This is a genomic window from Streptomyces callyspongiae (assembly GCF_047200695.1).
Lineage (GTDB): Bacteria > Actinomycetota > Actinomycetes > Streptomycetales > Streptomycetaceae > Streptomyces.
Genome location: NZ_JBJZOM010000006.1, coordinates 227,239 through 250,934, shown reverse-complemented (window position 1 = coordinate 250,934; position 23,696 = coordinate 227,239). Strand labels below are relative to the sequence as shown.

The window sequence follows — 23,696 nt, the reverse complement described above, 5'->3', positions numbered from 1 at the left end:
CTACGCTCGACGGGTGCTGCTCGCCCTCGCCGCCGTCGCCGCTCTGTACGGAGCTGTGGTCGGACTGTTCGTCCCGCGCGCCGTCTACCAACTCGCCGTTCCGGCGGAGGAGTTTCGGCGCACCGCCTGCCCCGCCGGGCACCTGCTGCCGGGCCGCACCGGACGCAACCGGTGCGTGGCGTGCGGCGGGAGGCGTTACGGCGGGCGGCCCGTCGTGCCCTGCGTGCTCGCGGCATGCGGCGCCGCCTCTCTCGCACTCGCCGTGGGGCCCCGGCCCGAACTCGCCGTGTGGCTGCTGCTGCTTCCCGCGGCCCTGGTGCTCGCCGGTGTGGATCTGCTCGTCCACCGCCTCCCCGACGTCCTCACCCTCCCCCTCGCGGCCGGCACGATCGTGCTGCTCGGCGTGGTCGTCCTGCTGCCCGGTGCGGGCGGGACCTGGACCGGGGCGCTGCTCGGCGCGGCCGTCCTGGGGGCCGCGTACCTGCTCCTCTTCCTCCTGAACCCCCGGGGGATGGGGCTGGGTGATGTGAAGCTCGCCCTCACCGTGGGGGCCGTCCTCGGGTGGTACGGCTGGACGGTGCTGTTCGCCGGTGCCTTTCTGGGGTTCCTGCTGGGCTCGGTCTACGGGCTGTCGCTGGTCGTCCTCCGGCGCCTCGGTCGCCGTTCGGCGCTGGCCTTCGGGCCGTTCATGGTGCTGGGCGCCTGGGCCGGACTGCTTCTCGGGGCGTAGCGGGGCCTTCGCGCCGCGTTCGTCGCGGGCCGGGACGTGCGACGTCCCGCCGTGTCAACGGCCCGTCGCGCCGCTCACCCTTCCGCCGTACGGGCGAGAGTGGCCGTCCGGTTCGGGACACGAGCCGCCCCGTCCAGCCCGGCGGCACCCGGAGCCGGTGTGTTGTTTCTCATTCAACTGCACAGGCGGAGCGGGAACCCGCGTCCGGGGCGGGAGGCTCCGAGGAGGCGGCATCGGTGCAGGTCCGTCGGCCGCGGAGCGCCGCGCCCGGCCGGCTGCCCCTCCGCTGTCCTGCGAGAACGCCCTCGCGCCGGGGCGGAAGCCGGCCCCGGCCGCCCCGGGCCCGAGGCCGTGACGGCGTGCGGCGGACCCGGCCGGTGGCGCGGGTGCCGCTGCCGTCCGGGCGGGAGCGGCGGCGGATCGGCGGGGAAAACGCCGCACGGTTGCTCCGAGTCCGCGGTACGAGGGGCTATGGTGGAAACCCCCCCTCGGGCCGGTCCGACTCCCCCCTCGGACCGGCCCGCTTTGCGTTCGGGGCCGTGCGCCCGCAACGGGCGGCCCCTGCCGGGACCGCCCGCCGCGCCGGGCACGTCTCAGCTGTCGCTGCTGCGCGACCAGATGTTCACGCCCGGCTCCGTGGTGGCGAGCTCGTCGATCTCGGCGAGCTCGCCGTCGGTCAGCTCCGGGCCCCGGAGCGCGGCGACGTTGGCCTCCAGCTGCGCGACGCTGCTCGCGCCGATCAGGGCGGAGGTCATCCGCGGGTCCCGCAGCACCCAGGAGAGGGCGAGCTGGGCGAGCGACTGCCCGCGCCGCCGCGCGAGCGCGTTCAGGCCGTTCAGCCGGCGCCGCACCTCGTCCGTCAGCCACTCGGGGTTGAAGGACTTGCCCTGTGTGGCCCGCGACCCCTGCGGCACGCCGTCGAGGTACTTGTCGGTGAGCATGCCCTGCTGGAGCGGCGCGAAGGAGATGCAGCCCATGCCCTCCTCCTCCAGCGTGTCGAGGAGGCCGTCGTCCTCGGTCCACCGGTTGATCATCGAGTACGAGGGCTGGTGGATCAGCGGGCGGACGCCCATCTCCCGCAGCAGCCGGGCCGCCTCCCGGGTGCGGGAGGAGTTGTAGGACGACACGCCGACGTACAGCGCCTTGCCCTGGTGCACCGCGGACGCCAGAGCTCCCATCGTCTCCTCGAGCGGGGTGTCCGGATCGAAACGGTGCGAGTAGAAGATGTCGACGTAGTCGAGGCCCATGCGTTGCAGCGAGGCGTCGAGCGAGGACAGCAGGTACTTGCGGGAGCCCCACTCGCCGTACGGGCCGGGGTGCATGTCGTAGCCCGCCTTCGTGGAGACGATCAGCTCGTCCCGGTAGGGGCGGAAGTCCTGGGCGAGCAGTTTGCCGAAGTTCAGCTCGGCCGAACCGGGCGGCGGCCCGTAGTTGTTGGCCAGGTCGAAATGGGTGACCCCCAGGTCGAAGGCCCGGCGGAGGATGGCGCGCTGGGTGTCCAGCGCGCGATCGTCGCCGAAGTTGTGCCAGAGTCCGAGGGAGACGCCCGGAAGCTTGAGGCCGCTGCGGCCCGAGCGGCGGTACTGCATGGTGTCGTACCGCGTGTCGGCTGCGCGGTAGTGGGGTGCGTCGTTCATGGGACTGTCCTATCAAGGTGTGTGCCGCGCGGGCCTCCGCGTCTCCCGGGACCTTCCTGCGGCCGGGGCGCGTGGCCGGAACGACGAACGGATTGCGGAGGGAAAGCGGGCGGAACAAGGGGCGGAATGACGGGGGAGTGGTGCCCCGGTGGAGCGTCGGTGGACCCAGTCGTACCGATTCGCCCGAACGGGGGACCGGCAGTAGGGTTCTGGAATTCCCGGACTCGGCACGGAGGGCTGGTCATCCCATGAAGCTTCGCGACCTGGTGTACAGGCTGTATGCGCGCCGTGTGGAGGACCGCCTGGACTTCGCCCGCGTCCCGGGGCACATCGGCGTGATCCTCGACGGCAACCGCCGCTGGGCGCGGGCCTCCGGCGGCAGCCCGGAGCAGGGGCACAAGGCCGGGGCCAGCAAGATCCAGGAGATGCTCGGCTGGTGCGCCGAGACCGACGTCGAGGTCGTCACGCTGTGGCTGCTGTCCACGGACAACCTCAGCCGGCCGGACGACGAGCTGCTCCCGCTCCTCGGCATCATCGAGGACACCGTCCGCGACCTCGCCGCCGACGGCCGCTGGCGCGTCCACCACGTCGGGCAGCTCGACCTGCTGCCCGGCCGCACCCAGCAGGTGCTGAAGGAGGCCGAGGAGAAGGCCGGCGACGTGGACGGGATACTCGTCAACGTCGCGGTCGGCTACGGCGGCCGCCAGGAGATCACCGACGCCGTCCGCTCCCTCCTCGCCGATCGCGCCGCACAGGGGAAGCGCCTGGAGGACCTGGCCGAGTCGCTCACCGTCGAGGACATCGCCGAGCACCTGTACACCAGCGGCCAGCCGGACCCGGACCTGGTGATCCGCACCAGCGGCGAGCAGCGGCTCTCCGGTTTCATGCTGTGGCAGAGCGCTCACTCCGAGTACTACTTCTGCGACGTCTTCTGGCCCGCCTTCCGCAAGGTCGACTTCCTGCGGGCGCTGCGCGACTACGCCGTCCGCAACCGCCGCTTCGGCGGCTGATCTCCCCCCCCTCCGCTCCTCACCGCGGCCCGTCACCCGGCCGCCGTTCGCCCTTCCGTGTGACGTCACCGCCCGTTGCATGGCTTTTCGCCCGCCAGGGAATACCTCAGGTGGCCGCGCCCCGAGCACGGGCCGGCCGCCGGGAGGCCCGCTTGAGCGACCACGGACCCACCGCACCCGGAGTGCGGCAACCGTCGGGAAAGGGCCGGAGTCCGGCCCGCGCACCGCGGCCCGACCCGGTCTCTTCCCCCGCGACGCCGTCGCTTCCGACCTCATCCGAGGGGGTACGTCCACTCGTGGCGAACAGCAAGAAGCGCATCACTCCCGACCGGCGCACCTACGTGGTCGACACCAGCGTCCTGCTGGCCGACCCGGCGGCCATGACCCGCTTCGAGGAGCACGAGGTCGTGCTCCCGGTGGTCGTGGTGACCGAACTGGAGGCCAAACGGCACCATCCGGAACTCGGGTACTTCGCACGCCAGGCGCTCCGGCTGCTCGACGAGTACCGCGTGCGGTACGGCCGGCTGGACGCACCCGTACCCGTCGGGGACCTGGGCGGCACGATGCGGGTGGAACTGAACAACACCGACGTCGCGGTGCTGCCCGCCGGGTTCCGGCTCGACGACAACGACACCCGCATCCTGGCGGTGGCGCGCAATCTGCAGGCGGAGGGCTTCGACGTCACGGTGGTCTCCAAGGACCTGCCGCTGCGGATCAAGGCGTCCTCGGTCGGGCTGCTGGCGGAGGAGTACCGGGCCGAACTGGCCATCACCGACTCCGGCTGGACCGGCATGGCCGAGCTGACGCTGCCCGGCGAGCACATCGACGAACTGTTCGCCGCCGAGAGCGTGCACGTCCCCGAAGCCGCCGAGCTGCCGGTGCACACCGGCCTGGTGCTCCAGTCGGAGAAGGGCAAGGCGCTGGGCCGGGTGACGCCGGACAAGCGCATCAGGCTGGTCCGTGGCGACCGCGAGGCCTTCGGCATCAAGGGGCGCAGCGCCGAACAGCGCATCGCCCTGGACCTGCTGCTCGACGAGGAGATCGGCATCCTCTCGATGGGGGGCCGGGCCGGTACCGGCAAGAGCGCTCTCGCGCTGTGCGCCGGGCTGGAGGCCGTGCTGGAGAGACGCCAGCACCGCAAGGTCATGGTCTTCCGGCCGCTGTACGCCGTCGGCGGGCAGGACCTCGGCTATTTGCCGGGCACCCACGACGAGAAGATGAACCCCTGGGCCCAGGCGGTGTTCGACACCCTGTCCGCCGTCACCAGCCGGGACGTCATCGAGGAGGTCGTGGCCCGCGGCATGCTCGAGGTGCTGCCGCTGACGCACATCCGGGGCCGTTCGCTGCACGACGCGTTCGTCATCGTCGACGAGGCCCAGTCCCTCGAGCGGAACGTGCTGCTGACGGTGCTTTCGCGCATCGGACAGGACTCACGGGTCGTACTCACCCATGACGTCGCACAGCGGGACAATCTCCGCGTCGGGCGGTACGACGGCGTGGTCGCGGTGGTGGAGCGGCTGAAGGGGCACCCGCTCTTCTCGCACATCACGCTCACACGTTCGGAACGCTCGCCGATCGCCGCCCTGGTGACCGAAATGCTGGAGGAAGGCCGGATTTAGCCGCCGCCGGCGGCCGTTCGCGGCCGGACCGGGTGCGAGGAAAGCGAAGGAGCTTACTCGCGCGCGGTCCGGCCGCACCCACGTTTCCGGAAAACACACCCGTCAAACCCCTTGTGAACTTTCCCACTCGGTGCAGAATTGCCTCAACCCGGCCGCGTCCGGCAGGGTGTGGTTCCTGTCAGGCCCCGCATGCGGCACCTTGCGTCCTCCTGGGCGCACAGCACCACACAAGTCAACAGCAGACAGCCGCATGCCGCCCGAGGAACCATGCGGGCTCCCGAAGGAGGGAGCTCGACCGGGCCCGCGCCTTTCCCGCACACAGGAGTACGGGAAAGGCCAGTGCCAGGGGCACGATTGCGCCCGCGGGTTCCACCGTGGGCGATGTGGGAAGGAAACCGTGTGAGCCGGATTTCGGTCCGGGGATTCGCCGTGGCCTCTGCCACCGCGGTCACCACTGTCGGCGCCGTCGTCGGTGTGGCTTCGGGCAGCGAGCAGCCCGTCTCGAACGATGTCGAGGCAACCGCTGCCGACGCCACGCTCCTCGCCGACATACCCGCGGGTGGCAACACCCAGGTTCAGACCGTCTCCCTGACGCAGCAGGCCGACGCGCAGACCAGCGCGGCGCACGATGCCGCGAAGAAGTCTGCTCAGGAGGCCGCCCGCAAACAGGCAGCCGACGACGCCGCTGCGAAGAAGGAGGCCGCCGAGGAGGCGGCCCGCGAGGCGGAGGAGCGCCGTGAGGCCGAGGAGGCAGCGAGCCGCGCCGCCGAGCGGAGCGACTTCGCCATCCAGGCCTCGTACAGCGTCTCCGAGGTTCAGTCGATGGCACGGCAGATCGTCGGTGCCGACCAGTTCCAGTGCTTCTCGAACATCGTGGACCACGAGTCGGGCTGGGACTACACGGCGAGCAACCCCTCGTCCGGTGCCTACGGACTCGTGCAGGCGCTGCCGGGCAGCAAGATGGCCACGGCCGGTGCCGACTGGCGCACCAACCCCGCCACCCAGATCGAATGGGGCCTGAACTACATGAACGACCGCTACGGCAGCCCCTGCGGCGCCTGGGACTTCTGGCAGGCCAACAGCTGGTACTGAGGGCACCGGGCGCCCTGTTCCGGCGCCCGGACCCGCACATGCTTCCGCCGCCCCCGACCGGGAATCCGGTCGGGGGCGGCGCGCGTGCGCGGGTCGGGGTGGCGTGGGGCACGGAAGGCAACCTTCCGTCCCGGTAACGTCGTCTCTCAGGCCACGGGCACACACCGGACGCGACCCCGCGCCGGGGGCGGCCCCACGGAACAGGCCGCGGGAAGGGAGCAGAGGTCCGGATGGAACGCAGGGTCGACAGGCTCCTGGACGGCGTGCAGCGCTGGGCGGCGCGCATGGCCGAGCGGCGCGCACGCGCCACCGCCCGGGACGAGCCGGAGTTCGCGGAACGGACCGAGCCGGCAGCGGGGGAGGCCGGTGAGGCGGCCCCCGCGCCCGCCCCGCATGCCGCGTCCGGCCCGCGGACCGGGGCCGGGAGGGTGCCTCCCCCGCCGGACTACGCGCCCGCCGTCGTCGCCCAGCCCGAACCGGCAGCGGCAATACCGTGGGGGATGCGCGTAGCGGCCGAGGCCGGCTGGCGCCTGCTGATCCTCGCCGGCGTCGTCTGGGTGCTGACGAAGATCGTCGCCACGGTCAGCCTGCTGGTCATCGCCTTCTCCGCGGGGCTGCTCGTCACCGCGCTGCTGCAGCCCACCGTCGCGCGCCTCCGCCGGCTCGGCCTGGCCCGCGGCCTGGCGACCCTCCTCACCTTCGTGATGGGCAGCGCCTTCATCGGTCTGATCGGCTGGTTCGTGGCCTGGCAGATCATGGAGAACCTGCCGAACCTCACCGACCGGCTGCAGGACGGCATCGAGGAACTGAAGCGCTGGGCGATCAACGGTCCGTTCCACGTGTCCGAAGAACAGATCAACAATATCGCCGGCACGGTCAGCGACTGGATCGAGAACAACAGCAAGACCATCACCAGCGCCAGCATCACCGGCGTCACCGTGGTCCTGGAATTCCTCTCCGGCGCCCTGCTCACCATGTTCGTGACGCTGTTCCTGCTCTACGACGGACGCAGGGTGTGGGAATGGACGCTCAACTTCGTGCCCGCGTCCGCCCGCGAGGGCGTCGCCGGTGCCGGACCCCGGGCGTGGGTCACGCTCACCGGCTACGTGCGCGGCACCGTCATCGTGGCCCTGATCGACGGCCTCTTCATCGGCATCGGCCTGTACTTCCTGGACGTGCCGATGGCCGTCCCGCTGGCCGTACTGATCTTCCTGTTCTCCTTCGTTCCCATCGTCGGTGCGGTGACCTCCGGCGCGCTCGCCGTGCTGGTGGCGGTGGTGACCAACGGCGTGTTCACCGCCCTGATGGTGCTCGCCGTCGTTCTCGCCGTGCAGCAGATCGAGAGCCACATCCTGCAGCCGTTCATCCTCGGCAGGCTGGTGCGGGTGCACCCGCTGGGCGTGGTCCTCGCGGTCACGGCCGGCGGCCTCATCGCCGGCATCCCCGGCGCGGTGGTCGCCGTGCCGCTGGTGGCCGTCACCAACACGGCGGTCGGCTACCTGCGGGCGTACGCGCACGAGGAGGCGGTGCGCCGCTCCACGGCGGGCCGCGGGCCCGGCCCGCACGGTGCGACGGTCGCCGCGGTGGCTCCGACGGTCAGGGCAGCGGAAGGCGGCGCGGACACCGCGCCGCCCGCGCCCGGGAACGGTGCGCCCGGCACCGGCGCCACGGACAGCGCCCCCGGGACGCCGGAGACCCCCGGAGCGCCGGAGGACCGTTCCGCGGACCGTCCCGAGGGGGAGGACCCGCCACGCTGACGCGCGGCGGGACTCTCCCCGATGCTGCCGGGGCGGTGGCTCAGCCGCCGTTGACCTCGGCGGCGATGCGGTCGCCGACCTTCTTGTCGATGTTGCGCCAGTACTGCAGCGCACGGTCCAGCACCGGACGGCTGACCCCGTCGAGCAGGTGCCCCGCGACGTTGTGCACCAGACGGTCGCGTGCCGCGTCGTCCAGCACCTGGCGCACCATGGTGCCCGGTTGGCCCCAGTCGTCGTCCTCGCTGCGCAGCGCGTACGCCTCCCGCACCATCTCGCCGGCCGTGGACCAGCCCGCAGGCTCCCCGAACCGTGCGGTGTCGGCCTCCGGGCCGCCGTACGAGTTCGGCGCGTACGGCCGGGCGGTGTGCGGGGGCTCGTAGCGCATCGGGCCGTCCTTGGCGTACGAACGCACCGGGGCCTGCGGCCGGTTCGGCGGGAGCTGGGAGTAGTTCGGACCGATCCGGTACCGGTGCGTGTCGGGGTAGGAGAACAGCCGTCCGAGCAGCATCTTGTCCGGCGAGGGGCCGATGCCGGGCACCAGGTTCGACGGTTCGAACGCCGCCTGCTCGATGTGGACGAAGAAGTCCTCCGGGTTGCGGTCGAGGACCATGCGGCCGACCTCGATCAGCGGGTAGTCGCCGTGCGGCCACACCTTGGTCAGGTCGAACGGGTTGAAGCGGTAGTCCGGAGCGTCGTCGAACGGCATGACCTGCACGTAGAGCGTCCAGGACGGCGTCTCGCCGCGCGCGACGGCGTCGAACAGGTCGCGGCGGTGTGCGTCGCTGTCCTCGCCGGCCAGCCGGTCCGCCTCCTCCTGGGTGAGGAAGCCGATGCCCTGGTCGGTCTTGAAGTGGTACTTGACCCAGAACCGTTCGCCACCGCCGTTGATCCACATGTAGGTGTGGGAGCCGTAGCCGTTCATGTGCCGCCAGGACTTCGGGATGCCCCGGTCGCCCATGAGCCAGGTGACCTGGTGCGCCGATTCCGGCGAGAGGGTCCAGAAGTCCCACTGCATGTCGTGGTCCCGCAGCCCGCTGTCCGGGCGCCGCTTCTGACTGCGGATGAAGTCCTGGAACTTCTGCGGGTCGCGCACGAAGAACACCGGGGTGTTGTTGCCGACCAGGTCGTAGTTGCCGTGCTCGGTGTAGAACTTGAGCGCGAAGCCCCGCGGATCCCGCCAGGTGTCCGGACTGCCCTGCTCGCCGGCGACCGTCGAGAACCGTGCGAGCATCTCCGTCCGCCTGCCCGGCTGGAACAGGTCGGCCTTGGTGTACTGGCTGACGTCGTTCGTCACCTCGAAGAAGCCGTACGCGCCCCCGCCCTTGGCGTGCACCACCCGTTCGGGCACCCGCTCCCGGTTGAACTGCGCCATCTTCTCGATCAGGTAGTGGTCCTGGAGCAGGATCGGGCCGTCGGAGCCGACGGTGAGCGAGTGAGCGTCGCTCTCCACCGGGATGCCGGCGTTGGTGGTCGTAGGGCCGGTCATGGGGAAGCCTCCTGTCGCAGAGGTGTGGAGTTCCGTGGCCACGGGCCGACCCGCTTCCGGCCCCCGCCGCCATGCGGACGCGCGGCGGGCAGCAGGAGGCCGGTGGTCCGAGGGGACCACCGGGCCGGACCCGTGAGGTTCTACGGGTACCCGCGTGAGCGGGATCGTCACGCAACCCACCGGTGCCCGTACGGCCGTGCGGGTGGCGGCTCCGCCCGAGTGCTCAGTCCGCCACGGGAGTCACGGGGAGTGCGGAGAGCGCCTCTCGCAGCGCGTCCGCGAGCGCGGAGAACTCACCGCCGCGCGCGGCGCCGGTCCGCATCGCCAGCACGATCCGGCGGCGGGGTGCCGGGGCGGCGAAGTCCACGGTCGCCAGGTGTTCACCGCGGGCGGTCTCCACGCGTAGCGCGGTGCGCGGCAGCAGGGTGACACCCATCCCGCCCGCGACGAGCTGCACCAGGGTCGACAGGCCCGCGGCGCTTGTGGCGAGCGAGCCGCCGGGAGGCCGCCCCGCCTCCCGGCAGATGTCGAGGGTCTGGTCCCGCAGGCAGTGCCCCTCGTCCAGCAGCAGCAGGTCGAGTTCGCGCAGCGCCGTGCGCGGCAGGTCGTCGCGCCCCGCACAGGGGTGCCCGTCGGGCGCGACGAGGACGAAGTCCTCGTCGAACAGCGGGATCTCCGTGACGCCCGCCGTGGCGAGGGGGCCGGCGAGGAGGAGCACGTCGAGGCGGCCGCCCGTGAGGCCGTTCAGCAGGGAGGCGGTCTGCTCCTCGTGGACCTGGAGGTCAAGCTCCGGGTACCGCTCGTGGACCAGGCGCAGCACGGTCGGCAGCAGGTACGGGGCGCAGGTGGGGATCACGCCGAGCCGCAGCACGCCGGTGAAGGGCGCGCGGGCGGCCTCCGCCTCGTCCAGCAGTTCCGCGAAGCAGTCGAGCACCCGCTGGGTGCGACGTGCCAGCCGTTCGCCGGCGGGGGAGAGCAGCACCTTGCGGGTGGTGCGCTCCAGCAGCCGCACACCCAGGACGTCCTCCAGGGCGGCGACGGCACCGGACAGGGCGGGCTGGCTCATGCCGATGGCGGCCGCCGCGTCGCGGAAGTGGAGGTGTTCGGCGACGGCGGCGAAAGCACGGAGCTGGGAGAGAGTGGGCCGGCGCGCGGCACTGCGCCTCGGGGTACTGATCACGGCCTCCGATCGGTCTCCGCCGACTGTAGCCGGGGAGACCGGTCGGAGTGCGGCGCGTCAGCCGCGCTTCATCGCCGGGCCGCCCGGGTCACCTGTTGACGCAGACGTTGCCGAACGACGGGTTGAGCAGCCCGATCAGCGAGACGCTGTTGCCGCAGACGTTCACCGGAACGTGGATCGGGGTCTGGACGAGGTTGCCGGAGAGCACGCCCGGCGAGCCGGAGGCGTGGCCCCCGGCGATGCTGTCGGCGGAGGCGGTGCCGGCGGCACCGGCCACGCCGGCGACGGCGAGCGCGGCTGCTGCCAGGGAAGCCAGGGAGGTCCGTATACGCATGGTGACTCCTGCGAGTAGGCGTTCGGTCCCCCACGAGCAGAACGCACGGGCGCGTGGAGTGCATCACAGCCGCCTCCGTGCGGATGACGGCACCGCTCCCACCAGGATAGATAAGGTGAAACGATCAGCGTGACGTTGATCGCCTTATTTCTGCGATCAATGGGTGGTGTGGCAGCGTAGTGATCGTCCAACCCATGGAACGCCTCGACCAGGGGGTGTTCCGCTGTGCAAGGAGAGCGCGTGCTCACTGTCGGTGACAAGTTCCCCGAGTTCGACCTGACCGCCTGCGTGTCCCTGGAGAAGGGGCAGGAGTTCGAGCAGATCGACCACAAGACCTACGAGGGCAAGTGGAAGATCGTCTTCTTCTGGCCCAAGGACTTCACCTTCGTCTGCCCGACGGAGATCGCGGCCTTCGGCAAGCTGAACGAGGACTTCGCCGACCGCGACGCCCAGATCCTCGGCGTCTCCGGCGACAGCGAGTTCGTCCACCACGCATGGCGCAAGGACCACGACGACCTGCGCGACCTGCCCTTCCCGATGCTCGCCGACTCCAAGCACGAGCTCATGCAGGACTGCGGCGTCGAGGGCGAGGACGGCTTCGCCCAGCGTGCGGTGTTCATCGTGGACCAGAACAACGAGATCCAGTTCTCCATGGTGACCGCCGGCTCCGTCGGCCGTAACCCCAAGGAGGTCCTGCGGGTCCTCGACGCGCTGCAGACCGACGAGCTGTGCCCCTGCAACTGGAGCAAGGGCGAGGAGACCCTCGACGCCGCGAAGCTGCTGGCAGGTGAGTGAGAACCATGGCGCTCGCTGACCTGAAGTCGGCCCTGCCCGACTACGCCAAGGACCTCAGGCTCAACCTCGGCTCGGTCATCGGCAACTCGCAGCTTCCCGAACAGCAGCTGTGGGGCACCGTGCTGGCCTGCGCGATCGCCTCCCGTTCGCCGATCGTGCTGCGCGAGCTGGAGCCCGAGGCCAAGGAGAACCTGAGCCCCGAGGCGTACGGAGCCGCGAAGTCGGCCGCCGCGGTGATGGCCATGAACAACGTCTTCTACCGCACCCGGCACCTGATCTCCGACCCGGAGTACGGCACGCTGCGCGCGGGCCTGCGGATGAACGTCATCGGCAACCCGGGCGTGGAGAAGACCGACTTCGAGCTGTGGTCCCTGGCCGTGTCCGCGATCAACGGCTGCGGCCAGTGCCTCGACTCGCACGAGCAGGTGCTCCGGAAGGCCGACGTGGACCGGGAGACCGTCCAGGAGGCCTTCAAGATCGCCGCCGTGGTCCAGGCCGTCGCCACCACTGTCGACGCCGAGGCGGCACTGCAGACCGCCTGACCTCCCGCGCCCCTTCAGGACGGCGTGACGCATCCGGCCCCCGCACCGACCGGCGCGGGGGCCGGACGCGTCACGCGGCACCGTGCGGGACACCGGGCGGCCGGTGCTGCGCGAAGAGCCGAAGGGGCCCGGCCCATGCCCGGGCCGCGGGCCTTCAGATCATGCCCATGTCGTCCGGGAGCATGATCGGCACCGCCGGGCCGGGAGGCGGGGGCGCGGCCTTCAGCCCCACCTCGAACCAGACCACCTTGCCGGTGGAGAGCCGCGTCGCGCCCCACCGCCGCGCGATGCGGTTGACCAGGTACAGCCCGCGGCCTCCCTCGTCCGTCGCCCGCGCCTGCCGCAGCCGCGGCAGCTGCGGCACGTCGTCCCCCACCTCGACCCGCAACCGGTCGGTGCGCAGCAACCGGAGCGTGATCGGGCGTTCCGCGTACCGCACCGCGTTCGTGACGACCTCGCTGACCAGCAGCTCGACCGCATCGCTGAGATCGTCCAGCCCCCAACGGGACAGCGCGCGGCGCACCAGCCTCCGGGCCTGCCCGGCGGTCTGCGCCCGCGGATCGAGAAACCAGTAGGCCACGTCGTTCGAGGCGATGCCGTCGAAACGCGCCGCGAGGAGCGCGATGTCGTCGTCGCGGTCCCCGGGACCCAGGATGTCCAGAACCTCGTCGCACAGCGGCTCCAGCGGCGGCGCGGTGCCCGGCCGGGTCAGCCGCGCCGTCTCGGCGAGCCTCTCCCGCAGGAACTCGATCCCCGTCCACACGTCCCGCTGCCGCGACTCCACCAGGCCGTCGGTGTACAGCAGCAGCGTCGCGCCCGCCGGGGCGTCCAACTCCACGACCTCGAAGTCGACCCCGCCCACGCCGATCGGCGCGCCCGCGGGTATCCGCAGCACCTCGGCGCCGCCCCCGCGGTGCAGCAGCACCGGCGGCGGATGCCCGGCGTTCGCCACCATGATGCGGTGCGCGACCGGGTCGTAGACCGCGTACAGGCACGTCGCCATCCGGTCGCTGCCCAGACGCTGCGCCTGCTCGTCCAGGTGGTGCAGCACCTCTTGCGGCGGCAGGTCGAGCTGCGCGAGGGTCTGGGCGGTGGTGCGGAGCTGACCCATGATCGCCGCAGAGGTCATCGAATGCCCCATGACATCCCCGACCACCAGCGCGACCCGGCTGCCGGGCAGCGGGATCGCGTCGTACCAGTCGCCGCCCACCCGAGCCGTCTCCGCGGCGGGCAGATAGCGGCTGGCGAGCGTGCATCCGGTGGGCTGCGGCAGCTCGTCGGGCAGCATGGTGCGCTGCAACTCGTCCGCGATGTACGCCTCGCGGCCGTACAGCACAGCCTTGTCCACGCCCAGCGCGGTGTGCGTCGCGAGCTGCGCGGCGATCAGCAGATCGTCGGGTTCGAAGGCCGGCCGCGACGCCCGGCGGAGGAACACCGCGGCCCCGATCACCCGGCGCCTCCCGCGCAGCGGCGCGAGGACGGCCCGGTTGCCGTCCGGCAGCGCGCACTCCTCGCCGAGCAGCTCGGGCAGCGCCTCACGGGTCGCCGCGGCGGACGCCAGAACGGGGCGGACTCCCCGCAGCACTTCCGACAGCGGACTTCCCGGACGCACCTCGGCCCGTTCGGCTGCGCCGTCACCGGCGCCCTCGGCCGGAGGAGCACTGAGCAGCGGCAGCTGCTCGCCGGGGTGCTCGTGGGGGATGCGGTCGCTGCGCCGCAGCCGCAGCACCACCGGGTTCGCCGGGCGCTCGTCGCCCACGGGCAGCGGGTCCCGCAGGTAGACCAGGATCGCGTCGCAGTAGGCGGGCACACTGGCGCGGCACAGGCCGAGAACCGTTTCGTCCAGGTCCACGCCCCGCGCGATGCGGCGGGTGGCCGCGCCGACGAAGCGCAGCCGGTCGCCGCCACGGCGCTCCCGTTCGGCCCGCTCCGCGGCCTCGGCGTCCGTCTCCGGTGCCGGCGCGGGCCCGCCCGGTGCCGGAGGAGGGGGCGGCGTGGCGTCGTCCGGCGTGTCCGGGGCGTCGACGGCGTCGTGCTGCGGCCGCTGCCGGGCCCCGGAGAGCGGGGCAGGACCGTGCAGCGGCCCGCCGGCCCGTTCACGAGGGTCCGGCACCGGGGCATGCGCCTCCTCGGAGGCGGCCCTGTCGGGCGCCGTCTCGCTTTCCGACCTGCTCGCCGCAGGCGGTTCGTGCTCCGTCACGCGTTCGGTTTCCATCCGTCCGGGCTGTGCGTCGTACACGCCAGCGCTCGCTGCTCGCAGCCGGGTCCGTCGGTCTACGGGCGTCGTCGGCAGTTGAGGAAGATCTGGGTCTCGGGCGGGACGTCCGTGCTCGCCGGTGCGTAGACGTAGGAGTCCTCCCCGGCGATCTCGAACCCCGCATCGGTGACGACCTCGTACAGCTCCTCTCGTAGATATCCGGAGACGCGGATCGTGTTCCCCAGGAAGGGGATGGAGAAGTCGTCCACGTCCGCCTCCACCATCGACAGTGCCAGCGGCGCTCCCGGGACGAGCATGCCGTGCAGCATCCGCAGCGCCACCGGGATCTCCGCGCGGGGCAGCATCAGCAGCGCGAAGAACGCGACGGCGCCGTCGAACGGCCCGAGCCCCGAGGCCTCCAGGTCGGCGAGATCGAGCTGCAGGAACTCCCCCTCCGGCACGTTCCGCCGGGCCAGGCCGATCATGCCGGCGGACAGGTCGATCCCCGTGACCTTCATACCCGCATCGGTCAGCTGGCGAGCCGTGGGCAGGCCCGTACCGCACGCCACGTCGAGCACGTGGGCACCCGGTGGGAGCTGCTCGGCGAGCCAGGCGCCGCCGGCGATCTGGCCCTCCTTGTGGGGGAACGCCTCGTCGTAGCGATCGCCTATGGCGTCGAATGCCTCCGCCTGCCCGGTACGGTCCGCGAGGGCACGGTCGAAGGCGGCGTACGCGCCGAACGCCTCAGAACCGCTCACCTGCCCTCTCCTCTCGCGTTGCCTGCCAAATCCCCTGGGAGCGGGGCCAGTTGAACAGTGCCGCGTCTACCGGAGGTTGATCCTACGGTCGCAGCGGGGGGGTGCAACAAGAGGTTGAGGCAGGTTGTGCCGAGCACGTGATCATCCGCCGTCCGCGGACACGGGCCGTCCCCCGCTCCCGCCGGGCCGCCCGGGACCCGGCACCGGAGGCTCCGGAGCCCGGTCCCAGTCCTCCGGCAGAGAGGGCACCGTCCACCGCGGATCCGGGCGCCAGCGCTCCCAGCCGTCCCGGAACGGCGACCCCCACGCGCGGATCTCGTCGACGGCAGCAAGTCCGGCCTCCCGTACGTGTCCGGCCTTCTCCGTGCCCATGAGTCCGGCCCGTTGCGCCTGGGCGAACTCGTCCTCGTCGCGCCACTCCCAGGTGCGGTCGGGACGGACCGTGATATCGAGGAAGTGGTCCTCCGAGTCGATCCCGCCGTTCCAGCGATGACGTGGTTCTTCCAGGTTCACGTACCAGTTCTTGAAACGCCACCCCCGATGCCAGAAGAGCCACACCGACCAGGGACGGCGGCCGTGGGCGATCTTGAGGACGCCCGTGCCGGACCAGCGGCACACCGCGGTCTTCCGCGGCTTGGTGTACCGGGTGGCGAGCGGCTCCCGGTGCAGCGGCGTACCGTCCGCAAGCTGCGGCTTCACACAGAGCGTGCCCGGAGCCACCCACACCGCGAGCAGCTCGCCGGTGTCCCGCACGACCGTCACCGGACGGCAGATGTGCGGATGCTCCCCGCCGTTCGCGCGGTACCGCCACAGGATGTGGTCACCCGGCGACCAGCGCGGGCCCGAAGCCGGCCCGGTCGAGGGAGACGCCTCGTCCCGGCCGCCGTGCCGGGAATCCACCGTTCGCGCTGTCATGGGCAAAGCGTAGCCAGAACCTCACAGCGCGCGGGCGGCCTGTGACGGAGGGCACCCGTTCGGCTGCACCGCCAGGCCGGCCCCGGGCCCGGCGGAGCAGCCTCAGGGCCTGGCCATGCGCAGCACGTCCAGCGCCTCGTCCAACTGCTCCAGCGTGATCTCGCCCCGTTCCACGTAGCCGCCGTCCAGCACCGCCTGCCGGATCGTCTTCCGCTCCGCCAGGGCCCGCTTCGCCACCGCGGCGGCCTGCTCGTAGCCGATGTACCGGTTCAGCGGCGTCACCACCGAGGGCGAGGACTCCGCGTACCTGCGGGCCTGCTCGGCGTCCGCGGCGATCCCGTCGACCGTGCGGTCGGCCAGCAGGCGCGCCGCCCGCGACAGCAGGCCCACGGACTCCAGCAGGTTCCGGGCCATGACGGGCAGCATCACGTTCAGCTCGAAGTTGCCCGAGGCGCCCGCGGTGGCGACGGCCGCGTCGTTGCCGACCACCTGGGCGCAGACCATCAGGACGGCCTCCGGGATCACGGGGTTCACCTTCCCCGGCATGATCGACGAGCCGGGCTGGAGGTCGGGCAGCACGATCTCCGCCAGGCCCGTGCGCGGGCCGGAGGCCATCCAGCGCAGGTCGTTGCAGATCTTGGTCAGGCCGACCGCCACGGTGCGCAGCTGTCCCGACATCTCCACCAGGCCGTCGCGGGCACCCTGCGCCTCGAAGTGGTCCCGCGCCTCGGTCAGCGGCAGGCCCGTCGCCCGCGCCACCTCGGCGATCACGGCGGCGGCGAAGCCCGGAGGCGTGTTGATGCCGGTACCGACGGCCGTCCCGCCGAGCGGCAGCTCGGCCAGCCGCGGGAGCGAGGCCCGCAGCCGCTCGACGCCGTGCCGCATCTGGGCCGCGTAGCCGTCGAACTCCTGGCCGAGGGTCACCGGCGTGGCGTCCATCAGGTGCGTGCGGCCGGACTTGACCACGTCGGCGAATTCCTCGCCCTTGCGGCCCAGCGACGCGGCCAGGTGCTCCAGCGAGGGCACCAGATCCTGGAGCACGGCCGCCGTCGCCGCGATGTGCACCGACGAGGGGAAGACGTCGTTCGACGACTGGCTCGCGTTGACGTGGTCGTTCGGGTGCACCGAGCCGTCGTCGCCGAGGCGCTCGGCCGCCAGGGTGGCGAGCACCTCGTTCATGTTCATGTTCGAGGAGGTGCCCGAGCCGGTCTGGAAGACGTCGACGGGGAAGTGCTCGTCCCAGTCGCCCCGGGCTACCTCCTCCGCCGCCTCCCGCACCGCGGTCGCGAGCTCCGGCTCCAGCACCCCGAGTTCCGCGTTGACCGTGGCGGCCGCCGCCTTGATCAGGGCGAGCGCCTCGATGTGCGGGCGCTCCAGACGCCGGCCGCTCACCGGGAAGTTCTGCACAGCCCGCTGCGTCTGGGCCCGCCACTTGGCGTCCGCGGGCACCCGCACCTCGCCCATCGAGTCGTACTCGACACGGAATCCCGCACTGCTGTCCTCGACGTGATCGCTCATGCTCCCGAACATAACGCCGCGTGCGGGCAGTCCCCGGGTGCGGCGGCACCGCCCCGAGGGGCGGCCCGCACGTCACCGGACCGGAGCGGTCGGCAGGGTCAGCGTGACGGGCCGCCCACGGGGATCGACGTCACGAACGGCTGGGCGGGACCGGGGTCGGTGAAGAAGTCGTTCCCCTTGTCGTCGACCACGACGAACGCGGGGAAGTCCTCGACCTCGATCCGCCAGACCGCCTCCATGCCCAGCTCCTCGTACTCCAGGACCTCCACCTTCTTGATGCAGTCCTGCGCCAGGCGCGCCGCCGGCCCGCCGATCGAGCCGAGGTAGAAGCCCCCGTGCGCCGCGCAGGCATCGGTGACCTGCTTGCTCCGGTTCCCCTTCGCCAGCATCACCATCGACCCGCCGGCCGCCTGGAACTGCTCCACGTACGCGTCCATCCGTCCCGCGGTCGTCGGACCGAAGGAGCCGGACGCGTAGCCCTCCGGCGTCTTCGCGGGCCCCGCGTAGTACACCGCGTGGTCCCGCAGGTACTGCGGCATCTCCTCACCCGCGTCCAGCCGCTCCTTGATCTTCGCGTGCGCGATGTCGCGGGCGACCACCAGCGGGCCGGTCAGGGACAGGCGGGTCTTCACCGGGTGCCGGGTCAGCTCCGCCCGGATCTCGTCCATGGGGCGGTTCAGGTCGATCCTCACGACCTCCTCCTCGCCGCCCGCGAGTTCCTCACCGGTGGTCTCGGGCAGGAACCGGGCCGGGTCCGTCTCCAGCTGCTCCAGGAACACGCCCTCCGCAGTGATCTTCGCCTTCGCCTGGCGGTCCGCCGAACACGACACCGCGATCGCGACGGGGCAGGACGCGCCGTGCCGCGGCAGGCGCACCACGCGGACGTCGTGACAGAAGTACTTGCCGCCGAACTGCGCCCCGATGCCGATCCGCTGCGTCAGCTCGAAGACCTTCTCCTCCAGCTCCCGGTCGCGGAAGCCGTGACCGGCCGGGGAGCCCTCCTCCGGCAGCTCGTCCAGGTAGTGCGCGGAGGCGTACTTCGCGGTCTTCAGGGCGTACTCGGCGCTGGTGCCGCCCACCACGATCGCCAGGTGGTACGGCGGACAGGCGGCCGTGCCCAGGCCGCGGATCTTCTCCTCGAGGAAGGACATCATCCGCTCCTCGTTGAGCACCGCCTTCGTCTCCTGGAAAAGGAACGACTTGTTGGCGCTGCCGCCGCCCTTGGCCATGAACAGGAACCGGTAGGCGTCGCCATCCGTCGCGTACAGCTCGATCTGGGCCGGCAGGTTGTTCCCGGTGTTCTTCTCGTCCCACATGGTCAGCGGCGCCATCTGCGAGTAGCGCAGGTTCAGCTGGGTGTAGGCGTCGTGGATACCGCGGGAGAGGGCCTCCTCGTCGCCGCCCTCCGTCAGGACCTGCTGGCCGCGCTTCCCCATCACGATGGCGGTGCCCGTGTCCTGGCACATCGGCAGCACACCCGCCGCGGCGATGTTGGCGTTCTTCAGCAGGTCCAGCGCCACGAACCGGTCGTTCGCACTGGCCTCCGGGTCGTCCAGAATGCGCCGCAGCTGCGCCAGGTGGTCCGGGCGCAGGTAGTGCGCGATGTCACGCATGGCCTCCGCGGCCAGCGCACGCAGCGCCTCCGGCTCCACGGAGAGGAACGTCCGACCGTTCGCCTCGAACGCGCGCACGCCCTCCGCCGTGACCAGGCGGTACGGCGTGTCGTCCTCGCTCAGCGGCAGCAGGTCCGTGTAGCTGAACTCCGGGGTGGCGGCCATGGGATCTTCCTCTCGACGGTGAGCGCGCTCCACAGCGTAGAACGCCCCCTGCCCGGCACCGGAATCCGGGGATGCGGGGACCGTCCCGGCCCTCGTCGCGATCTATCGCGTCCGGTTACGCTGAGGACGTGACCGATTCCCCGCTCGAGAAGCGCCCCTCGTCCGGAAACCAGCCCGCCGCCCGACCGGCCGCCGAAGCCGACGTGCGCGCCTCGGACGCCGACCGCGACCGGGTCGCGGACATCCTGCGCGAAGCGCTCGCGGAGGGCCGGCTCGACGCCCAGGAGCACTCCGAACGGCTCGACGCCCTCTACGAGGCCAAGACGATGGGCCAGCTGGAACCCCTGGTCAGGGACCTCCCGCAGACCGGCACCCGGCCGGCGCCGGCCCCGGCGCCGGAAAGCGGCCGGGCCCCGCAGCCGGCCGACGTCGCCGTGGCCGTCTTCAGCGGGGCCACCCGCAAGGGCCGTTGGCGGGTCCCCGGCCGGGTGAAGGCGTTCGCCTGCTTCGGCGGCGTCGACATCGACCTCACCCGGGCCGTCTTCGCGCAGCGCGAGGTCGTCATCCACGCCGTCGTGATCTTCGGCGGCGTCGACGTCCGCGTGCCCGAGAACGTCACGCTGCACGGGCGCGGCACCGGCATCTTCGGCGGCTTCGACGTCCGCTCCACCGAATCCCCCGACCCAGGCGCCCCCGTGGTCACGGTGAAGGGGCTCGCCCTCTTCGGCGGCGTCTCCGCACGTCTCAAGCGGGGCAAGCGCGTGCGCGACTTCCACGACCAGGACTGACCGCGACGGACCGCGACACGGGCGGGCCGCCCGCACTCCCGGGCGAGTGACCACGCGTGCATAAGCGTACGCACAGCGGGTAAGGCTCGGGCATCGACCCACGCACGGCGGACAGCGCGAACTGCCGTGCGCACAGGGGCGTGTACAGGTGCACAGCAGACCCCGCCGTTGTCGTCTCGTCAGGAGTCAGACCGTGCTGCGAACGCCGCATCAGTCCGTGCAGGCCGCCGTCCCCCCACCCCGGGTGTCCACCCGTGACGACGACGCGGGCCCCTGGCACGCCGAGGCGGTCTGCCACCGGGACGAAGCGGGACTCTTCTTCGCCCCCTCGAAGGAGCCCACCGCGGCGCGCCTCGCACGGGAGCAGGAGGCGAAACGCATGTGCGCCCGCTGCCCGGTGCTCGTCGACTGCCGGGAACACGCCCTGCTCCAGCCCGAACCGTACGGTGTCTGGGGCGGTCTGACGGCCGCCGAGCGTCGCGTCGTCCTCGCACGCCGCCGCCGCGCCGCCGCCGGCGACGCTCAGGAGCGGCGCATCGCCTGACCCGGGCGCGCCGTCCGGCCCTCCGGCGTCCCGGGGGTCATCGCAGCGACAGCAGCTTCGCGTTCACCAACTCGGCCTGATCGCGCACCTCGAGGCGCCGCCAGGTCGAGAGCGAACTGTGGAAGTACCGGCGCGCCGTCTGCTTCCGGCCGGTCGCGTGGTGCAGCTCCCCCAGCAGACAGGCGACCCGTGCCTCCGCGCGCCGGTCGCCCAGTTGCCGCTGCACCACGAGTGCCCCCGCCAGCAGCGCCGACGCCTCTCCCGCCCTGCCCTGCCGCAGGCACAGCTCCCCGATGCTCTGCTGCACGTAGGCGGCGCAGTGCGTGTCCGCGAGGTCGTCGAAGATGGCCAGCGCCCGATCCAGTTCCGCCTGCGCCCCACCCGGGTCGCCGCGCAGCTCGTGCAGCACCGCGAGCCGCCGCAGCACCTGCGCCTCCCGGTGCCGGTCGCCCACCTCCCGGGACAGCGCGAGCGCGCCGTCGAGCCACGGCGCCGCCGACTCCGGATCGTTCCGCTCCAGCCACACCGAGGCCAGGGCGTTGTGCGCGACCGCTTCGCCGTGCCGGTCCTCGGCCGTTCCGAAACACCGCAACGCGTCGTCGAACGCGTCGAGAGCCGCGTCGAGTTCACCGGTCACCCGGTGGACCGAGCCGGTTCCCAGCGCGGACACGGCCTCGCCGTGGCGGTGCCCGAGACCGGCGAAGACCGCGCGTGCCCGCTCGAAGGCCGCGAGGGCGTCGCCGTACCGGTCCTGGTACAGGTGCAACTGCCCCAGATTGCGGAGCAGTGCAGCGGCCCGCGCCCCCGAGGAAGCCGGCAGCGCCTCCAGGACCAGCCGATGCGTACGCAGCCAGTCGTCGTAGTAGCCGCGCATGTCGAAGAAGCTCGCCAGCTCGATCGCGAGATCCGCGGCCCGCGGGACCTGCCCGAGGGCCACCGCGGACTCCACCGCGGCAACGAGGATGCGGCGCTCGCTCTCGAACCACTCCACCGGCCTCTCGGCCACCGCCGGCGCGACGGCCGCCGCCGGTCCCGTCACCGGCGCCTCCTCGCCCAGCACACCCAGGAACCGCGTGGGCATCGCGGCATTGGCGCGCCGGGCGAGCGCGATCAGACTGTCGACCACCTGCACCTGCCGCCGGCGGTGCGCCTCGTCCCCGTCCGCCTCGCCGCGTTCCCGGGCGTAGCAGCGCAGCAGGTCGTGCATCCGGTAGCGCCCGCCGAGCCGGTCGGCCCCCACCACCTCCACCAGATGCTCGTCCAGGAGCACCTCCAACCCGGCGGCGGCCTCCTCCGCCCGGCCCATCGCCACGGCCAGGAGCCAGCCGGACACCGGCTCGTCCGCGAGCCGCCCGAACGCACGGAACGCCGCCGCCGCGGCCTCCGGAAGATGGCGGTAGCTCAGCTCCGCGCTCGCCCGCACCTCCATCTCGCCCGCCTGCAGCTGGTCGAGGCGCCCGCGCTCGTCGTGCAGGAAGTCCGCCAGAGCCCCGGCGGTCCACCCCGGCCGGTTCGCCATGCGCGCGCCGGCGATCCTCACCGCCAGAGGCAGCGAGCCGCAGGCCGTCAGCACCCGATCGGAGTCGACCTCCTCGCCCCGCAGCCGCTCCGGGCCCACGATCGCGGCGAAGAGCGCGCGCGCCTCGTCCCGTTTCATCACCCCCAGCGGGTGGGCGTGCGCGGGCAGCCCCGGGACACGACGGCGCGAGCTCACCAGCACCGCCGAACCGCCCGTTCCCGGCAGCAGCGGCCGGACCTGCGCCGCCCCCGCAGCGTCGTCGAGGACGATGAGGAGGCGCCGCTGCGCCAGCCGGGAACGGAACAGCGCGGCCCGCTCGCTCAGTTCGGCGGGCACGGAGCTGTCGATGACACCCAGGCCGCGGAGCATCTCGGCCAGCACGTCGGACGGGTCGCGCGGCCGGTCGCTCATGCCGCCGAGATCGACGAAGAGCTGCCCGTCGGGGAAGGCCTCCCGCACCCGGTGCGCCACGTGCACCGCCAGGGTGGACTTGCCGGAACCCGGCGCACCGGACAGCACCGCGACGACCGGCTGCCGTCCCGCGGTCGACAACAACCGCTCCAGGCCCGCGATCTCCTCGGTGCGGCCCGTGAAATCCGGTACGTCCATAGGCAGTTGGCACACCGGCCCGAGCTTGCGGGCCCGCCGCCGCACGTACCCGTTCACCTCCTCGCCGGTGGCCCGCAGCGCAGCGCCCGGCTCCACACCGAGTTCCGCCGCGAGGACCTGCTCGGCCCTGGCGTACGCCGACCGGGCCTCCGCGTTCCGGCCGGAGCCGTGCAGCGCCCGCACCAGCATCTGCCACAGGTCCTCACGGAGCGGATCCTCGGCCAGCCGGCTGCGCAGCTCGGCGACGACGGGTGCGTAGTCCCCCAGCTGCAGGCGTAATTGGAGGCACTCGTCGACGGCGGCGGACCGCAGCTCCTCCACGGTGGTGATCACCGGGTCCCACACCACGCTGGAGGGCACGTCCTGCAGCACACTGCCGCGCCACAGGGCGAGAGCCGACTCGTATCCGCGCAACGCGGCCGTGTCGTCCCCGGCGTCCCGGTCCGCGCGGGCCCGCGCCAGACGCTGCTCGAAGAGCAGCATGTCCAGCTCCTCCGGCGGCACGTCGAGCGTGTACCCCGACGGCCGGGTGCACAGCCCGTCGGTGGGCACCCCCGCAGCGGCCAGGGACCGTCGCAGGGCACGCACGTAGGTCCGGACATTGGCGACCGCCGAACGCGGAGCCCCGCCGGGCCACAGGACCTCGGTCAGCACGTCGAGCGAGACGAACCCGCCCGGCTGCAGCAGCAGAGTGGCCAGCACCGCCCGGGGCTTGGGGCCGCCGACGGGGACCGTTTCCCCCGCCGACCGCACCCGGAGCGGTCCCAGCACACCGAACGCAGACTCCCCCATGTGTGTGCCTCCGCGGCAACTCGGTGGTCGGCGGTCAGCCTAATGGCGGGCCGCGGAACCGCACAGGGGTTCGCCGGGAATCCCGCAGGGGCCGCA

The 23,696-nt window shown here is 72.2% G+C and carries 19 protein-coding genes; 9 read left to right on the top strand and 10 right to left on the bottom strand.

The features are described 5' to 3' along the window. Positions 1-13 precede the first annotated feature (13 nt). A complete protein-coding gene (locus ACL06G_RS08085) occupies positions 14-730 on the top strand; it encodes a prepilin peptidase (RefSeq protein WP_412835637.1) in 717 nt (238 codons plus the stop codon). A 593-nt stretch (positions 731-1,323) separates the two neighbouring features. Here ACL06G_RS08085 and mgrA read toward each other — a convergent pair. After that, positions 1,324-2,367, bottom strand: coding sequence for an L-glyceraldehyde 3-phosphate reductase (mgrA, locus tag ACL06G_RS08080; protein WP_412784616.1), 1,044 nt, complete (start codon positions 2,365-2,367; stop codon positions 1,324-1,326). 248 nt (positions 2,368-2,615) lie between these two features. On the opposite strand from mgrA, the gene ACL06G_RS08075 reads away from it, so the two are divergent. The 4 genes from ACL06G_RS08075 (at position 2,616) to ACL06G_RS08060 (ending at position 7,845) form a co-directional block, all read left to right on the top strand. After that, entirely contained in the window at positions 2,616-3,377 is a 762-nt protein-coding gene (locus tag ACL06G_RS08075; protein WP_412784615.1) for an isoprenyl transferase, read from the top strand. Between the two features lie 296 nt (positions 3,378-3,673). Next, on the top strand, positions 3,674-4,996 hold the full coding sequence (gene phoH2, locus ACL06G_RS08070) for an RNA 5'-3' helicase PhoH2 (protein WP_412784614.1): 1,323 nt from the start codon (positions 3,674-3,676) through the stop codon (positions 4,994-4,996). A 399-nt stretch (positions 4,997-5,395) separates the two neighbouring features. Continuing rightward, positions 5,396-6,088 (top strand): aggregation-promoting factor C-terminal-like domain-containing protein, encoded by a 693-nt coding sequence (locus ACL06G_RS08065; protein WP_503167816.1) that lies wholly within the window; start codon positions 5,396-5,398, stop codon positions 6,086-6,088. 230 nt (positions 6,089-6,318) lie between these two features. Next, positions 6,319-7,845 carry an AI-2E family transporter gene (locus tag ACL06G_RS08060; protein WP_412835636.1) on the top strand — a complete coding sequence of 509 codons (1,527 nt, stop codon included), beginning with the start codon at positions 6,319-6,321 and terminating at the stop codon, positions 7,843-7,845. Between the two features lie 40 nt (positions 7,846-7,885). Here the strand turns inward: ACL06G_RS08060 and ACL06G_RS08055 are convergent, their stop codons facing one another. The 3 genes from ACL06G_RS08055 to ACL06G_RS08045 form a co-directional block, all read right to left on the bottom strand. Next, complete coding sequence (locus ACL06G_RS08055; RefSeq protein ID WP_412784611.1) at positions 7,886-9,331, bottom strand: catalase; 1,446 nt, start codon at positions 9,329-9,331, stop codon at positions 7,886-7,888. 223 nt (positions 9,332-9,554) lie between these two features. Then, complete coding sequence (locus ACL06G_RS08050) at positions 9,555-10,511, bottom strand: hydrogen peroxide-inducible genes activator (protein ID WP_412835635.1); 957 nt, start codon at positions 10,509-10,511, stop codon at positions 9,555-9,557. A gap of 88 nt (positions 10,512-10,599) precedes the next feature. Beyond that, positions 10,600-10,845: a chaplin gene (locus tag ACL06G_RS08045; RefSeq protein WP_412784609.1), complete on the bottom strand. Its 246-nt coding sequence runs from the start codon at positions 10,843-10,845 to the stop codon at positions 10,600-10,602. A 240-nt stretch (positions 10,846-11,085) separates the two neighbouring features. On the opposite strand from ACL06G_RS08045, the gene ACL06G_RS08040 reads away from it, so the two are divergent. Together ACL06G_RS08040 and ACL06G_RS08035 are read left to right on the top strand one after the other, a co-directional pair. Continuing rightward, complete coding sequence (locus tag ACL06G_RS08040) at positions 11,086-11,640, top strand: peroxiredoxin (RefSeq protein WP_412784608.1); 555 nt, start codon at positions 11,086-11,088, stop codon at positions 11,638-11,640. Positions 11,641-11,645: 5 nt separating this feature from the next. Then, entirely contained in the window at positions 11,646-12,182 is a 537-nt protein-coding gene (locus ACL06G_RS08035) for an alkyl hydroperoxide reductase (RefSeq protein WP_412784607.1), read from the top strand. A 154-nt stretch (positions 12,183-12,336) separates the two neighbouring features. Here ACL06G_RS08035 and ACL06G_RS08030 read toward each other — a convergent pair whose 3' ends face one another. The 5 genes from ACL06G_RS08030 to ACL06G_RS08010 form a co-directional block, all read right to left on the bottom strand. After that, complete coding sequence (locus ACL06G_RS08030; RefSeq protein ID WP_412784606.1) at positions 12,337-14,397, bottom strand: ATP-binding SpoIIE family protein phosphatase; 2,061 nt, start codon at positions 14,395-14,397, stop codon at positions 12,337-12,339. Positions 14,398-14,456: 59 nt separating this feature from the next. Next, positions 14,457-15,137 (bottom strand): class I SAM-dependent DNA methyltransferase, encoded by a 681-nt coding sequence (locus tag ACL06G_RS08025; RefSeq protein WP_412835634.1) that lies wholly within the window; start codon positions 15,135-15,137, stop codon positions 14,457-14,459. Between the two features lie 141 nt (positions 15,138-15,278). Continuing rightward, on the bottom strand, positions 15,279-16,052 hold the full coding sequence (gene fomD / locus ACL06G_RS08020; protein ID WP_412835633.1) for a cytidylyl-2-hydroxypropylphosphonate hydrolase: 774 nt from the start codon (positions 16,050-16,052) through the stop codon (positions 15,279-15,281). Positions 16,053-16,154: 102 nt separating this feature from the next. After that, positions 16,155-17,570 (bottom strand): class II fumarate hydratase, encoded by a 1,416-nt coding sequence (locus ACL06G_RS08015; protein ID WP_412835632.1) that lies wholly within the window; start codon positions 17,568-17,570, stop codon positions 16,155-16,157. A gap of 98 nt (positions 17,571-17,668) precedes the next feature. Next, on the bottom strand, positions 17,669-19,348 hold the full coding sequence (locus ACL06G_RS08010; RefSeq protein ID WP_412835631.1) for a fumarate hydratase: 1,680 nt from the start codon (positions 19,346-19,348) through the stop codon (positions 17,669-17,671). A gap of 128 nt (positions 19,349-19,476) precedes the next feature. Between ACL06G_RS08010 and ACL06G_RS08005 the strand changes: the two genes are divergently transcribed. Further along, positions 19,477-20,136 carry a DUF1707 SHOCT-like domain-containing protein gene (locus ACL06G_RS08005; RefSeq protein WP_412784601.1) on the top strand — a complete coding sequence of 220 codons (660 nt, stop codon included), beginning with the start codon at positions 19,477-19,479 and terminating at the stop codon, positions 20,134-20,136. Between the two features lie 193 nt (positions 20,137-20,329). Next, the gene (locus ACL06G_RS08000; protein WP_412784600.1) at positions 20,330-20,680 is read left to right on the top strand and encodes a WhiB family transcriptional regulator; all 351 of its coding nucleotides are present in this window, start codon (positions 20,330-20,332) and stop codon (positions 20,678-20,680) included. A 37-nt stretch (positions 20,681-20,717) separates the two neighbouring features. Here ACL06G_RS08000 and ACL06G_RS07995 read toward each other — a convergent pair whose 3' ends face one another. Next, complete coding sequence (locus ACL06G_RS07995; RefSeq protein WP_412835630.1) at positions 20,718-23,600, bottom strand: AfsR/SARP family transcriptional regulator; 2,883 nt, start codon at positions 23,598-23,600, stop codon at positions 20,718-20,720. Between the last annotated feature and the right edge of the window lie 96 nt (positions 23,601-23,696).